A 14,962-nucleotide genomic window follows, 5' to 3' on the forward strand; every position below is an offset into this window, starting at 1 on the left:
TGATGCTCAGGCAGAACTGGATCGCCTCGTCGCTGAACGTCTGGCTGCGCCCGCGCTTGCCGCTCGGCTGGCCGTGCCAGTTCATCTTCGGATCAAGCCAGATCAGCAGCGAACCGCGTGACTTGAGGGCTTCGTTGTACGTCTTCCAATTGGTCGTGCGGTACTTCTGTGGAGCTGGTTTCATCCGCTCAGGCTACCAGACCTGCGGGTGCTACGCTGGTCGAGCCTGATTTGCGCAACAAAGCCCTTCAGTACGGCCATATAAGGGCTGCAAAAGTCCGCCCGGCGGCAAGTGCGAAGAGGTGCCAGCCTGGCGCGGCCGACAACGAGCTGGAACGACCGCTGCGGGGCCGGCCTGCGCACCGAGGCCGACCTGCTCGATGCGATCAATCAGGGAGGGAGCAGTGCTGCGGGTGCGGCCCAAGGCCATGACGGTCGCGCTCATCATTGCCGGGCTGTCCCGATCCTGGCCACTTCCGGCACTGGGTCGGAAATCCTGCAGCATATTGCCGCGCCGATGGTGGGTGGAATGATCACCGCGCCCCTGCTGTCAATGTTTGTTGTTCCGGCGGTGTACCTACTGCTTCGCCAGCGCGATGTGCGGCCGGAAGCATGAAAAAGCTGCCTTAAGGGGGGCAGGTAACGGAACAGACGCACCATCATCGTGCAACCAGAACGGGCCCACAATTTTATGTTGCATGTGCAACAAAATTAGTGCCGATCCGGGCTGTGTCATGCTACATTGACCATATGCGGAATAGGTTACGGCTTTTTTCTTGTGCCTGCTCATCGTCTCCCTGCCCATGCAAAGCATCGCGGGAGTGGCGAGATTCGAATGCGGCATGAGCCATCATCCCCTGGACGAAAGCAGTGTCCAGGCGGACGATATGCCGATGGCGGAGATGATGCACGAAGCCACGCATGAAGAATCGCACGAGCACGATGCCGCCGACATGCAGGACGTCAGCCAATCCGACGAAAACTGCGACAGCGATCACCAGCGCGCCGGTTGTGGAACCTGCGCGGGTTGCTGCCTTGGTGCGTCTGCGCCACCCCCTGTCGTTACCGGCACTGCTGTCGAAGAAGCGGTAAGCAGCATCCAGCAACTTTCACTCTCTTTCTTCCCCGGGCATATTCCTGCTCGCATAGAACGTCCCCCTCGAGCTGCCTGATCGACATGCGTCGAGACGGACGCGTGCGAATAATCCTGTCTTTGGCTGGTCCGCTTTGCGTGGCAAAGCGCTCCGCTTGGTCGTGTATCCGTGACGACCAAGGCCGACAGTCCGACGTTCCGTTTCCGGCGGCCGACGCCATACCATGTGCAATCGCCTTGGTCCGACGATGATCTTCGCTCGTCTGCGGTCCGACAGCTTGCTGGGCTGAAAGGCAATCCGGATGGATGTCATGGAATCAAAACGAGCTGCGTGAGCGGTAGCGCCGCGCACATGGGCGGAGCTTTTCTCGTCTTCCCGTAAGTCTCGAAGTTCAAACAACCATCGGTTTAAATCGGTTCCACAATTTTTTATGTGGCTTACTGGCTCGGAAATAGCTTTTTGTTGCGCGCACTTGAATTTGCGAATAAATTAAAAAAAGAGCTTGGCTGTATAGACAACTTGCTTCCTGTGTCGTTTCGTCTGTTGCCGTGCGCCTCGCGCCACGGCTGATCCTGAGTCTTCACAAAAACAAAACCCGGAGGGTAAATGGCTTACAAGTACATCCCAGCAACCACTGCCGCGCTCGCACTGATGATGGTGCAGCAGGGCGCGCACGCGCAGCAACCTGCGACTACTGGCGACCCCGCCTCGGGTCCCGGGATGGAACGTGTCCAGATCACGGGCAGCCGGATCAACCTGCGCCAGGAACAGATTTCGGGCGTGGGACCGGTGACGGTGATCGACGCCGAGACCATCCAGCGCTCGGGGGCGATCTCGGTCGAAACCCTGCTGCAGCGCCTGCCGTCGTCGGCCGGCACCGCGGGCAACCAGTCGAGCGCCTACTGGACCAGCAACGGCTACGGGACCACGCAGGTGAACCTGCGTGGCCTGGGCATCGACCGCACCCTGGTCCTGCTGAACGGACGGCGCGTCGTCTCGGGCGGGACGGGCGCGAACAGCTCGGTCGACCTGAACATGATCCCGGTCGCGATGATCGAACGCATCGAAGTGCTGAAGGACGGCGCCTCGGCGATCTACGGCGCTGATGCCGTCGCCGGCGTGGTGAACATCATCACCAAGAAGGCCTTCGACGGCGTGGATGCTGCGGTCCGTTACGGCAAGACCGATCGCGGCGACGGCGACGAGAAGTCCGTGGACCTGGTGTGGGGCATGCGCGGCGAGCGTGGATCGCTCGTCTCTTCCCTGAACTATTCCGAAAGCGGACCGGTCAACCTGGCGTCGCGTGCGCCATGCTCGTTGTTCGAGGAGGATGGAGAACTGGTCTGTTCGGGCAGCTCGTCGACGATTGGCGGCCGTGCCCGCCTGGCGGACGGCCGGCGGGTCAACTTCAACCAGACGCCAGGTGGAAATCCGCGTGGCTTCGAAACCTACAGCGCAGCCAAGCACGCCTACAACAGCAACCCCTTCCTCAACGCGGTCAACCCGATCAAGCGGATCGGTGTCAGCGCCTTTGGCAACCTCCGCCTGAACGACCAGGTGGACCTGTTCACCGAGCTGATGTTCACGAACCGGAAGTCCGAACAGCTGGCAACGCCGGGCGCCATCGGCGTGTATCGCCCGATCAATATCGCAGCGAGCCACCCGACCAATCCAACCGGCCAGGACCTGACGCTGGAACGCCGTCGCGTTGCAGAGGTCGGACCGCGCTACTTCTTCCAGGAGACGAACACTTTCCGCGTCGTCGCTGGAATCAAGGGCAGGCTGGCCGATACCTGGGACTGGTCGGCATCGCTGAACTGGGGCCGCAACACCGGTATCGACGGGATGACCAACATTATCAACCTCGACCGCGTCGACGCGACCCTGAATGCCGCCACCTGCGGCAAAAGCCCGACGGCCGCACCTTGCGGTAACTACCTCGGCTATGGAAACCTCAGCCCGGCTGTCCTCGATTACATCCACTTCACCACGCGCGACCACGGCGGCAATGACCAGAAGAGCTTCAATGCCAGCGTCAGCGGCGAGCTGTTCTCGCTGCCGGCCGGCCCGGTCGGTTTCGCCTCCGGCTTCGAGTACCGCCGCGAGCAGGGCTGGCGCGATCCCGACAGCCTGATCGTCTCGGGCGCCGCCAACACGCCCGCTATGGATCCGATCGCCGGCGAGTACAGCGCACGCGAGATCTTCGCCGAGCTGTCCGTTCCGCTGCTGGCGAAGCTGCCGATGGTGCAGTCGCTGAACCTGAATGCCGCTGCGCGCTACTCCGATTACAGCCTGTTCGGCTCCCAGGGCACCTACAAGCTCGGTCTGGACTGGCAGGTCATCCCGTCGCTGAAGATGCGTGCGAACCGCTCGACCGCGTTCCGCGTTCCCAACGTTCCCGAACTGTTCGGTGGCGTGTCCGAAGGTAATCTGACGACGACCGACCCATGCAACAACTGGAATACCATGGACCCGAATTCGGCGGTCTACAAGAACTGCCAGGCATCCGGCGTGCCCGTGGGCTTCCGACAATTCGGTCCGTCGATCCTGACCACCGGCGGGGGTAACCCGAATCTGGAACCGGAAGAAGCCGACACCTTCACGGTGGGCGCGGTATGGACACCAGTGAAATCGCTGACCCTGACGCTGGACTACTTCAACATCGAAATCGACAATGCGATCGAAACCGTGCCTGGGTCGACGAAGCTGTCGGTGTGCTACAACTCGCCGGGGCTGAGCCACATCTTCTGCCACCCGTCCAGCTTCACCCGCGATCCCCGTACCGGCGAGATCAATTTCCTGTCATCCCAGCCGGCCAACGCGGCTCAGCAGCGGGTGTCGGGCATCGACTTCGGCGCGTTGTATGACTTCTCGCTGTTCGGCTGGACCTCGTCGCTGCAGGCTGATGTTTCGCGCCTGAACCGCTTCGACGTCGCGCCGTTCCCTGGTGGCGACGTGATCGAATACGCGGGCAAGATCACCGGTGGCCGCGGCAGCTACGCGAAATGGCGTTCGACCGCGTCGCTGACCATGGCGAGGGGGCCGTGGTCGGGGTCCTACACGGTCCAGCACATCGGAAAGGCTGACGATATCAATGCCGCGCCGGAAGACATCGGCGCCCGTGCGCCGAGCGTCCTCTATCACAACGCCAGCGTCAAATACGCCTTCAGCAAGGCGATGGCGCTCTCGTTTGGCGTCGACAACCTGTTCGACAAACGTCCGCCGTATATCCAGAGCTGGACCGACGGGAATACCGACACGATGACCTACGACCTGCTTGGACGCCGCTGGCATGTTCGCCTCGGCTACAAGTTCTGACCGCCGGCCGTGATATAAAGCCGGTCGTTCCGATCCCGGCCCGTCGCGCGGGCCGGGTTACTCACTTCACTGTCAATACTATGCAATCAGCTTTCTGGGTGCGCCGCGCCCATAAATGGATCGGACTGGTCATCGGGGTGCAGGCCCTGTTATGGATGATCAGCGGCCTGTACATGGTCGTGGTACCGATCGATGTGATCCATGGCGACCACCTGGCGCACGTGCCGACCGAACAGCTCGAGCCGTCCAGCCCTCGCATCACGCAGGCACAGCTCCATGCGGACCATCCGGGCATCACGTCGGTCCGTATGAAGCGCCTGCTCGGCAAGGAGGTCTACGAAATCAAGCAGGGCAAGACGACGAGCCTGATCGATGCGGCGAGCGGCAAGACCATCAGTCCACTCGACCGGGACAGCATCGCAGCGCTGGCCGACGCCGCCTACGTGGGGGAGGGCAGCATTCGCGGCATCGAGTGGGTCACCAAGGCTCCGCAGGAGGTCGGCGCGCGGCCGGTGCCGCTGTGGGCCGTGCACTATGACGAGCCAGGCAAGAGCACGCTGTACTACTCGCCGTATTCGGGCGACCTGGTCGCACGGCGTCATGAACTGTGGCGATGGTTCGACTTCGTGTGGATGTTCCACATCATGGATTATGAAGAGCGCGAAAACGTCAACAATACCCTGCTGCGGGTCGCGTCGATCAGCGGCCTGGCATTCGCCTTGAGCGGCGTGTGGCTGCTCTTTTACAGCTTCCAGAGGAGGAAGGAAGCATGAGCCACTGGATGAGAAAGCTGCACAAGTGGGTTGGACTGATCATCGGGATCCAGTTCCTGCTATGGATGTCGAGTGGCGTGATGATGAGCCTGCTCGATGCGAACAAGGTGCAGGGACGCGAGTTCCGCATCAAGCCGCCGGCGCCTGCCGCCTGGCCCGCGAATGTACTGGCCCCGGAAGCGGTACTGGCCGCGAGCACTGACAAGGTCATGGCGATCACTTCCGGCTGGCTGCTCGAGCGGCCGGTGTACCGGCTCCAGAACGACAAGCGCAGCTGGCTGGTCAGCGCGACCGACGGCCGCACCGTGTCGGTCGACGCGCCGCTCGCACAGGCGATCGCGAGCGCTTCGTATTCCGGCAGCGGGAAGCCGGCAATGCCTCGCCTGCTGAACTATTCGCTGGAGGCGCGGGCACACAAGGAACCCGTATGGCGCGTCGACTTCGCCGATGCGGACGACACGACGGTCTATGTCTCCAGCGTTTCCGGTAACGTGCTCGAGCACCGCAACAGCACCTGGCGGCTGTTCGACATCTTCTGGATGCTCCACATCATGGACTACAGTGAGCGCATCAATTTCAACAACCCGCTGCTGGTGTCGAGTGCGATCGGCGGCCTGTGGATGGCCTTGAGCGGCGTGTGGCTCCTGTGCACCAGCGTTCGCCTGGCCGAGTTCGTGCCGGCGCGCTGGCGCAGGCAGCGCCGCGTGAACCTGCTCGGCGGCGCCGGGCAAGTGGCGCGTTCGATCGATGCGGCCGAAGGCGACACCGTGTTCCGCGCACTTGCGCGTTCGGGCCTGCAGCTGCCGTCGAACTGCGGGGGCGGTCAAAGCTGCGGCCTCTGCGAAGTCCGCTGCATCGGCCAGGCGCCCGAGCCCACGGCTGCCGACCGGGCCTTGCTGTCGCCGCAGAAGCTCGCGGCGGGTTACCGGCTCGCGTGCAACCTTCCGGTGAAGCGCAGCCTCGACATCGAGGTAGCCGACACCGCCGCGCTGGAGGAAGAGTACGCCGCCACGGTCACCGGGATCAAGGCGCTGACCCCGTTCCTGCGCGAGATCACGCTGCGGCCGCAGCGTCCGATCGACTGCCGGCCCGGCGCCTACGTGCAGGTGCACGTGCCGGCCTATGCGCGCGAGGCCAGTCACATCGACGTTCCGGAGCATCACCGCGAGGACTGGCGCGCCGTGGGTGGCTTGGCGCAACTGGTGAACGATGCGCCGGTGCGCCGCTGCTATTCGATCTCCGTTCCGGTCGAGCAGGTGGATGGCCAGCTGTCCTTCCTCGTGCGTTTCATGCCGGGGGATAGGCCAGGCCGGGGATGCGGCTACATGTACACGCTCAGGGAAGGCGACGAGGTCCGCTTCAGCGGCCCGTTCGGCGACTTCGCGCTCAAGCCCGGCAGCCGCGAGAAGGTGTTCATCGGCGGCGGGGCGGGCATGGCGCCTTTGCGCGCCATGATCCATGAACTCCTCTCGAAGGGCGCCGGCGAGCCGCTGCATTTCTGGTACGGCGCGCGCAGCCTGCGCGATGCGCCCTATGTCGGGGAGATGGAAGCGTTCGCCCGGGAGCACCTGAACTTCCGGTGGCACCTGGTGCTTTCGGAGGCGCCAGGCGAAGGAGGCGAACCGGTGCGCCTCGTGCACGAGGCGGTCCGCGACGGCCTGCTGCGCGGTCGCGGCGACATCGCTTCGCTCGACTTCTACGTTTGCGGTCCGCCAGCGATGCTGGACGCTACACGCAGGATGCTGCGCGAGATGGGAGTGCACGATGCGCAGGTCGCGTTCGACGATTTCAAGGTCTGACGCCCGACTTGGCCATCTGTGCTGACAGAAGACCAGCCAGGCCGGGACAGCAAGGCCTGGTCTGGTTGGGTTGCCGAGTGATAAGACACTCGGCGCCCCTCGGTCTGCTGCCCCGGCGAAACGTGTGCGCCGCACGTGTCGGATATGCTAGATTCGCCGCATGCGTTATAGGCTACGGACATTCTTATTGTGTCTCCTGTTCGTCTCTCTGCCGATACAAAGTATCGCCGGGGTCACGATGTTTCAGTGCGCCATGGCGAACGCTTCGCGCGCTGGTGCTAGCACCGAGCCGGTCATGCACCCTGCGCATGACATGCAGGCAGCAATGGCGGACAGCGGTATGCAGGACGATATGTCGATGGCTTCTGCCAGCAGCACGATGTCCGACGACGACTGCGAAAGCATGGGAAGCCACAAGTGTTCGAGCTGCGGAAAATGCTCCGGATGCTGTATCGGCAGCTATGCCCCTCCGCCCGTGGTAACCGTAGCAGCCGCGCAGGCTCCTGCGCAGATCGTACACCCCCAGTCTTCCCCTTCCTTCACCGGGCCGGTTCCGGCCCGACTCGATCGACCTCCTAGAGCCGCACTGTTACTTTTGTCGTGACATGGAGCAGCGCGCCTGTGTGGCGTGATGTTCGCTCGGCTCCCCCTTTCCTGCCGTAGGCCTCACGCCTTCCATTTCGCGCATTTCCGGAAATCTTTGATGCGGACATTCGATGCGCGGACCGGCGCATCCTGCTCGCGCGTCGAAAGCAGGTGTTTATTTCCTCATTGGAGACTGATATGAATGTGTTGGAACTGGATACCAATTGCCAGAGCAGTTGGCGCCGCCGTTTTCTGAAGGGACTCGGCGCAGCGGCCGGGCTCGCCGGGCTGAGCCCGCGCCTGTTGTTCGCGCAGCAAAGCGACCGAGGCGCATTGCGGGGAACCGAGTTCGACCTGATTATCGGGCCCACGCCCGTCAACTACACCGGCGCCGACCGGATCGCCACCGCGGTCAATGGCCAGGTGCCGGCACCGACGCTGTACTGGAACGAAGGCGACACGGTGACGATCCGTGTCACTAACCGCCTGCCGACGGTCAGCTCGATCCACTGGCACGGCATCCTGCTGCCCGCTGACATGGACGGTGTACCGGGCCTGAGTTTCTCCGGTATCGCCCCAGGCCAGACCTTTACCTACCGGTTCGAGGTGAAGCAGACGGGAACCTACTGGTATCACAGCCATTCGGGATTCCAGGAGCAAACCGGGCTGTACGGTCCGATCGTCATTCTCCCGAAAGGGGGGGAGCGGGTCCGCGCTGACCGGGACTACGTCGTCATGCTCTCGGACTGGACCGATGAGAAGCCTGAACGTGTGATGGCCAACCTGAAGAAGATGAGTGACTTCTTCAACAACAAGCAGCCGACCTTCGGCGAGTTCGTACAGGACATCCGGCGCATGGGATTCGCGGCCGCAGTCGACAAGCGCAAGATGTGGAACCAGATGCGCATGATGCCGACCGACTTCAGCGATGTGACGGCTAGCAGGAACATCAGCGGCGCGCTGCGCTATCTGATCAACGGGGCGACCGCGGAGAAGAACTGGACGGGGATTTTCCGGCCCGGCGAGAAAGTGCGGCTTCGGTTCATCAATGGGGCCGCCACCACGATCTTCGACGTCCGCATTCCCGGATTGAAGATGACGGTGATTTCCGCGGACGGACAGGATGTGGAACCGGTTGCGGTCGACGAATTCCGCATATCGGTTGCCGAAACCTACGACGTAATTGTCGAACCGGTCGAAGACCGGGCCTACACGCTCTTCGCCCAATCGATCGGGCGGTCGGGATCGGTACGCGCGACGCTCGCCCCGCGTCCCGGCATGCAGGCCCCGGTGCCCGACATCGATGAAGCGCAGTGGCTCACGATGGTCGACATGATGGGCGCCATGGCCACGGGAGGCGTGCATGGTGCGCACGGAGCAGCCATGCCGGGCATGAACCACGGCCTGGCAGCGGCGCCAGCTGCGGCAGCGGCAGCGGCAGCGCACAACATGCATTCGATGCCCCACGGCGAGACACAGCAGACAATGCCGGTGCAAGGCCCGCACGCAGGCCATGCGCAGATGGCGTCCCCGGCAGCCGGCCCCAGGCAGCCGCCCAAGGTGACCCACGCGCGCACCGAATACGGTCCTGGCGTCGACATGCGCGTCGACATGCCCAGGACGAACCTGGACGACCCCGGCGTGAACCTGCGCGACAACGGCCGCAGGGTGCTGACCTATGCCGACCTGCGTACCATCGGCGGGCCCGTCGACCCGCGCGAACCGGCCCGCGAGATCGAGCTGCACCTGACCGGGAACATGGAGCGCTTCATGTGGTCGTTCGACGGCCAGAAGTTCTCGGAGTCCCTGCCCATCCACTTCCGGCATGGCGAACGCCTGCGGGTCGTCCTGGTGAACGACACGATGATGAATCACCCGATCCACCTGCATGGCATGTGGAGCGAGCTCGAGTCGGAATCGGGCCAGTTCCAGGTCCGCAAACACACCATCAACGTGCAACCAGCTCAGCGCGTCAGTTTCCGCGTGACCGCCGACGCGCTCGGGCATTGGGCGTTCCACTGTCATCTCATCTATCACATGGAAGCCGGTATGTTCAGGGAGGTCGTCGTATCATGAAAAACCAGTTCAAGCGGCCGATTCCCTACACATTGGCACTCGCCTTGCTGCTGTCGAAAAACGCCTGGGCGCAAACGGATCCGGCCTCGGCAGGAAGCAACCAGTCGCGGGCGGCGCCCACGCGCGAGCAGTCTGCAGTCGATCATGCCGCAATGGGACATGGTAGCCCCGCGTCCACAAACAGCACCACTGCGCAGGAAACGCCAGCCCACCCACAGTCGGGTGCCCATACGAAACAGGCCACGGCGAAGCGCTCTGACAAGCCGGGCAAGAAGCAATCCGTCCAGTCCGGGCAGAAAGACCAGCCCCAGGAGCAGCACAGTGGCCATTCCGGACACACCATGCCTGCACAGCCAGCGGCAACGCAAGCACCAGCGGCATCCGGGCAGACACAACCAGTCGACCACGCAGCGATGGGACACGGCAGTCCCGCTCCTGCCGAAAGCACGCCCGCACAAGGCGCTCATGCAGGCCATGCCATGCCTGTACAGCCGCAACCTGCTCACCAGCAGGGGCAGGCCGGAACGGCGCAGGCGCCCGTCATGGATCATGCGGCGATGGGCCACCCGGCCGCAGGTGCAGCGCCGGCCATGCGCACCCACGCGGGAAGGGCGCAAACGGGCCAGGCCAGCGGCGGGCACGACATGCAGATGGGCCGGATGCAGGGTGGACCGCCGCCGGCCGATGCGCGCGACCCCAGCGCCTATAACGAAGGCACACAGTTTGCGCATCTTGGCAACCACGAGATGAACGATAACGCGCCCTTCTGGAAAGTCCTGGTGGACAAGGCCGAGGCAGCCAAGGGCGATGGCGAGCGCGGACAGAATGTCGAGCTCGAGGCCTGGTACGGCAACGACTATAACAAGGCCTGGGTCAAGGTCGAGGGAGAACGGCGGGGCGGGACGCTGGAAGCGGCGCGCACCGAGCTGCTGTGGGACAGGGCATTCGCGACCTTCTGGAGTACCCAGCTCGGCATCCGGCACGACAGCGGCGAGGGCAAGAGCCGGGACTGGCTCGCCTTCGGCGTGCAGGGCCTGGCGCCGTACTGGTTCGAGACCGAAGCCACAGCCTACTGGCGCCCGGGAAGCGGCCTTGCCGCGCGGCTCAACGCCAAGTACGAGGTCCTGTTCACACCGCGCCTGATTCTCGAACCCGAGATCGGCGCCAACCTGTACAGCCGCGCCGACCCGGAGCGCGGGACCGGAAGCGGGCTCTCGGACATCAATGCAGGCCTGCGCCTGCGCTATGAAATCACGCGCCAGTTCGCACCCTATGTCGGGGTGACCTGGAACAGGCAGTTCGGAAGGACCGCGGACATCACGCGGCAGCGTGGAGGAGATAGCAGCGAGGTGCAGGCTGTGGCCGGCGTCCGCTTCTGGTTCTGATCCCACGCGGAGCATCAGGATCGCCATTCGACGCACCACACAGGCGCGCGATGTCCTGGAAGGGGCGACCTGTCAATGAACTTCAAGGAGAAAGATCATGAACCAGAATCAGTTTCAATCGTGCATCCAGGCTTGTTACGACTGCGCCCAAGCATGCGACACCTGCGCCGCAGCCTGCCTGCAGGAGCCGGACCCGAAAATGATGGCCCGTTGCATCGAGCTCGACAATGAATGCGCGGCGATGTGCCGCCTGGCCGCGCAACTCATGAGCCGGTCGAGCGAGCACGCCATGCAGGTGTGCCAGCTATGCGCCGACATTTGTGAAGCCTGTGCGGACGAGTGTGCGCAGCACCAGGCGCAGCATTGCCAGGACTGCGCCGCGGCTTGCCGGCGCTGTGCCCAGGAGTGCCGCAGCATGGCCCAGTCGGGTTCCGGCGCCGGGACCTCCTCCGGCGCCCATGCGGCGTCCCACTGAGCGGGCAGGGCCGGCGTCCGCCGGCCTTTAGCAACGAGCAAGTCCAGTTTCAGGAGAACAGATTATGGCAACTAACATGAATGCAGCAAAGGAAAGATTGGATGCGCGCCTGCAGGACGCGGGCGAGCGCGCGCTGGAGCGGGTCGCGGCGCAGCAGTCGCGGTTCGACGGCATTTCGTTCGACTTCGACGCCGGCATGGCGCCCTATGATTACGCGATCCGTGTCGGCACCGGTTCCGCCAACGCATTCCTGGGTAGCGAAGCGCGCGACTACTTGTGGGGTCTCGGCGGGAGCGATTCCCTGGGCGGCGCCGCGGGGCAGGACAACCTGTTTGGCGATGCCGGCGCCGACTTGCTGGTCGGCGGCGACGGCGGCGACCGCCTGGTGGGCGGGATGGGCGACGACCGGCTGTTCGGCGGCGCGGATGCCGATGGGCTGATGGGTGGCATGGGCAACGATATCCTCGACGAGGGCGACGGTCATGGTGACCTGAACGGCGGAGCCGGCGACGACATCCTGATCGGCGGCCGCGGTGCCGACGCCTTTATGATTTCGCCCGACAGCGGGAATGACGTGATCCGCGATTTCACGGCCGGACCAGGCATGTTCGACCACCTGGCGATCAATGGCCTCCGCTGGGGTGACCTGTCCTTCGCCGATACGGCCGACGGCGTCAGGATCAGCTGGGAGGGCGGCTCGGTGCTCCTGAACCGGGTGACGAAGGTCGAGCTGTCGCAGGACGACTTCATGTTCGCCGATTCTCCCGAGCTTCCTCCGGCCTCGCGCCCGGCGGACGGGCCCGCGCCGGAACGCCCGACCATGAGCCAGGAAGGCCCCGCGATCACCGGGTCGGACCGGGCGAACCCCGCGTTCGACCGTATCGCCGACGCCATGCTCCGGCGCGACACTCCGGTCAGCTTCGACTTCACCGGCGACGAGCGCTACACCGTCAAGGTCGGCACAGAAGACGCCGACGGGTTCAATGGCGGTGCAAGCTGGGACCAGCTGTTCGGGCGCGACGGCGATGACCGGCTGTCCGGTAACGGCGGCAACGACGTCCTCCAGGGAGACGCCGGCAACGACCAGCTGGACGGCGGTGCGGGCTCCGACAGGCTCGACGGCGGCATGGGCAACGATCGGCTGACCGCCGGCGACGGGGAAGACGAGGTGATGGGGGCGGAAGGCGACGATACGATCGACGCCGGCGCCGGCCACGACATGATCGAGGGCGGTATGGGCAACGATACCATCCGCGGCGGTACGGGCGCCGATGCCTTCATGGTGATGCCCGACAGCGGCCACGATATCGTACTCGACTTCGAAGCTAGGGGCGCGGCACAGGGCGCCTTCGATCACATCGCATTCATCGACATCCTGCCGGAGCAGGTATCGGTACGGGACCTGGACGCCGGTGCGCTCATCGCCTGGGATACCGACGGCGATGGCTCAGCGGACGGTTCGGTACTGCTGCAGGGGGTCTACAAGATTGACCTGCGGCAGTCCGACTTCATGTTCAATGAAGAGCCGGCGTTCATCGCAGGGATCAGTACCTTCGGATCCGATTACATTTTCTGATGCGGTGCCTGCCGGACCGGTAAGGTCCGGCAGGAAGGCGGGCAGCAGTCGCCCGCCTTCCAAATGTCACTTTGCCTTGCGTGAAGACCAGTGCACGTGCACGATCGACCAGCCGTCGCCCTTCTTCTCGAGGACGGCCGTGCCTGTGCCGAACACGTGAACCGGTTGGCCGCGCGAGGTTCCGGTCGTTTCGGTTTCTTCCCAGACGATGGCGGTGTTGCCATCGATGCGCTCGGTCTGCTTCAGTACTTTCCGGGTCGAGCTCTTGGCGAACTGCATGTCGCCGCCGAGGTGGTGGCTCGCATATTCGTCGCGCGAGCGCTCGACATAGCCTGCTTCGTAGATCGCAATCTCGGGAGACAGCAGCGCGAGCGCCTTCGCCTTGTCGCCGCTGACAAGCGCTTCATGGAAAGCTGCAAGGGTTTCCTTCGGGGAGGCAGCGAAGCTGCTCGCGTGGATTCCGAGCAGGCCGGTCGCGAGGATGGTGGCTGCCAGTGAGTTCTTGAACATGTGTGCTCCTTGGTATAGCTATTGTTCAGGATGCCATAGGTGGCGAGGTTGAGGTCAGGAAGGCCGCTGCGATGAGCACCGCCACCAGGACGATTGCCTCGACCTGGAGGATGCGCGCAAACCGTCCGCTTGCAGCGCGTGCCTCTTGCCCTTGCTGTTGCAGGGAGCGCAGTAGGGAAGGCATGACGACGAAGCGATTGAACCCGCCAAGCGCCGCCGCACAGAGGACAAGCCCGATCTTGATGAGCAAGGTCGTGCCGTAAGGATTGCCGAACAGGTTCGCAGGGGTTTCCAGCACGCGCCAGGTGCTGATCGCACCGGTCACGAAAATGCCCACCAGGGCGACGGTCGCGCTGCGCGACAGGGCGTCGACGTAGGCGGCGCAGTCGGCCCGGCTGCCGGATGCGGCATCAGGCAAGACCCGTAGGGTGATCAGGCCCGCCACGATCACTTCGCCCACCCAGATGCTGATCAACACAAGGTGGACCCAGTCGACCGCGACGGCCCAGGTGAAGTCGCCGGCGGCACCGGCGTGGCTGACCATGCTGCGGCTGTAGAGCAGCACGCCGATCGCCCCGATACGGAGCGCGGACATCGCTGCAGTTGCCTGGAAGCGCGCCCCGGCAGCGGAGACAGCCCCCGCCACGACGAGCGCGGCGGCACCGATCAGCCACGCGAGGCCGAAGTGCGTCGCCGTGATGAGCGACCGCACTGCGGGCAATGCTTCGGCGAGCGGGACTTCGGCCATCGACGCCGCCTCGATCCACAGAATGGCGGCATAGGCCACCATCGCCGCCCCGGTTCCCGCCAGCAGGGCCGTACGCAGACGCGGCAGCATGGCGCGCGACCACGGGGAGGTCCTGGTGCGTAGCCAGAGCGTTGCGGCGCTCGCGCCAACGAGTATGGCCACGGACAGGTTCAGAAAAGCGGTGACGGCGCGTTGGGCGGACGCGAGATCCGACTCCAATTACTTCACCCGGAACGAGAATTCGCCCTTGACCTTGTGCCCGTCGCGGGTGACGGTTGTCCACTGCACTCGGTAAGCACCCGAGTGCAGTCCGGGCGTCGTGGCGATCAAGGCCTTTGCGTCGGCGGGATCGGCAGCGATCTTCGACGGCTCCACGACCGCCCCTTTTTCGTCGACCAGCTTGACCTTGCTGAAGGGCAGTTCCAGCGGCTCGTTGAATTGCAGGCGCACCTGTGCCGGTGCGGGGCTCACGACGCTGTTGGCCTGTGGGGACGAAGCCTCCAGCTTGGCGTGGGCCAGCGCAGCTGGAGCGGCGATCGTCGCCACGGCCGCGGCTGCCGCAACCATGAGGTTCTTCATGTTCATTTCTTTCTCCTAAATGTCCTGAGCGCTGGGCGCGCGGG

The 14,962-nt window shown here is 64.1% G+C and carries 12 protein-coding genes and 1 pseudogene; 8 read left to right on the top strand and 5 right to left on the bottom strand.

The features are described from left to right. Positions 1–184, bottom strand: a 184-nt coding sequence (locus FG94_RS20740) for a transposase (RefSeq protein WP_036208424.1), incomplete at its 3' end; no start/stop codon positions are given. 168 nt (positions 185–352) lie between these two features. On the opposite strand from FG94_RS20740, the pseudogene FG94_RS26805 reads away from it, so the two are divergent. Then, positions 353–616, top strand: a pseudogene (locus FG94_RS26805) (efflux RND transporter permease subunit); the annotation flags it as partial. Between the two features lie 121 nt (positions 617–737). Here the strand turns inward: FG94_RS26805 and FG94_RS20745 are convergent. Beyond that, entirely contained in the window at positions 738–1,106 is a 369-nt protein-coding gene (locus FG94_RS20745) for a hypothetical protein (RefSeq protein ID WP_036215680.1), read from the bottom strand. Between the two features lie 594 nt (positions 1,107–1,700). On the opposite strand from FG94_RS20745, the gene FG94_RS20750 reads away from it, so the two are divergent. From FG94_RS20750 to FG94_RS20780, 7 genes are all read left to right on the top strand, one after another. Beyond that, positions 1,701–4,412, top strand: coding sequence for a TonB-dependent receptor (locus FG94_RS20750; protein ID WP_036215683.1), 2,712 nt, complete (start codon positions 1,701–1,703; stop codon positions 4,410–4,412). A gap of 80 nt (positions 4,413–4,492) precedes the next feature. Continuing rightward, positions 4,493–5,185, top strand: a complete 693-nt coding sequence (locus FG94_RS20755) for a PepSY domain-containing protein (RefSeq protein WP_036215686.1) — start codon at positions 4,493–4,495, stop codon at positions 5,183–5,185. After that, positions 5,182–6,984: a 2Fe-2S iron-sulfur cluster-binding protein gene (locus FG94_RS20760; RefSeq protein WP_036215689.1), complete on the top strand. Its 1,803-nt coding sequence runs from the start codon at positions 5,182–5,184 to the stop codon at positions 6,982–6,984. The genes FG94_RS20755 and FG94_RS20760 overlap by 4 nt, the downstream gene beginning before the upstream one ends. Before the next feature lie 783 nt (positions 6,985–7,767). Then, positions 7,768–9,645, top strand: a complete 1,878-nt coding sequence (locus FG94_RS20765; protein WP_051996958.1) for a copper resistance system multicopper oxidase — start codon at positions 7,768–7,770, stop codon at positions 9,643–9,645. Then, positions 9,642–11,030 (top strand): copper resistance protein B, encoded by a 1,389-nt coding sequence (locus tag FG94_RS28345; protein WP_229446009.1) that lies wholly within the window; start codon positions 9,642–9,644, stop codon positions 11,028–11,030. Before FG94_RS20765 ends, FG94_RS28345 begins: the two co-directional genes overlap by 4 nt. A 97-nt stretch (positions 11,031–11,127) precedes the next feature. Further along, positions 11,128–11,505, top strand: a complete 378-nt coding sequence (locus tag FG94_RS20775; protein ID WP_036215455.1) for a four-helix bundle copper-binding protein — start codon at positions 11,128–11,130, stop codon at positions 11,503–11,505. Positions 11,506–11,569: 64 nt separating this feature from the next. Then, positions 11,570–13,081, top strand: coding sequence for a calcium-binding protein (locus tag FG94_RS20780; RefSeq protein WP_036215693.1), 1,512 nt, complete (start codon positions 11,570–11,572; stop codon positions 13,079–13,081). 66 nt (positions 13,082–13,147) lie between these two features. Here the strand turns inward: FG94_RS20780 and FG94_RS20785 are convergent, their stop codons facing one another. The 3 genes from FG94_RS20785 to copC are packed head-to-tail and all read right to left on the bottom strand — an operon-like array spanning position 13,148 to position 14,924. Further along, a complete protein-coding gene (locus FG94_RS20785; RefSeq protein ID WP_036215696.1) occupies positions 13,148–13,591 on the bottom strand; it encodes a DUF4440 domain-containing protein in 444 nt (147 codons plus the stop codon). A 25-nt stretch (positions 13,592–13,616) separates the two neighbouring features. Further along, the gene (locus tag FG94_RS20790) at positions 13,617–14,558 is read right to left on the bottom strand and encodes a copper resistance D family protein (RefSeq protein ID WP_036215699.1); all 942 of its coding nucleotides are present in this window, start codon (positions 14,556–14,558) and stop codon (positions 13,617–13,619) included. Next, complete coding sequence (gene copC / locus FG94_RS20795; protein ID WP_051996960.1) at positions 14,559–14,924, bottom strand: copper homeostasis periplasmic binding protein CopC; 366 nt, start codon at positions 14,922–14,924, stop codon at positions 14,559–14,561. Positions 14,925–14,962: the final 38 nt, after the last annotated feature.

This window comes from Massilia sp. LC238, assembly GCF_000735635.1.
Lineage (GTDB): Bacteria > Pseudomonadota > Gammaproteobacteria > Burkholderiales > Burkholderiaceae_D > Telluria > Telluria varians.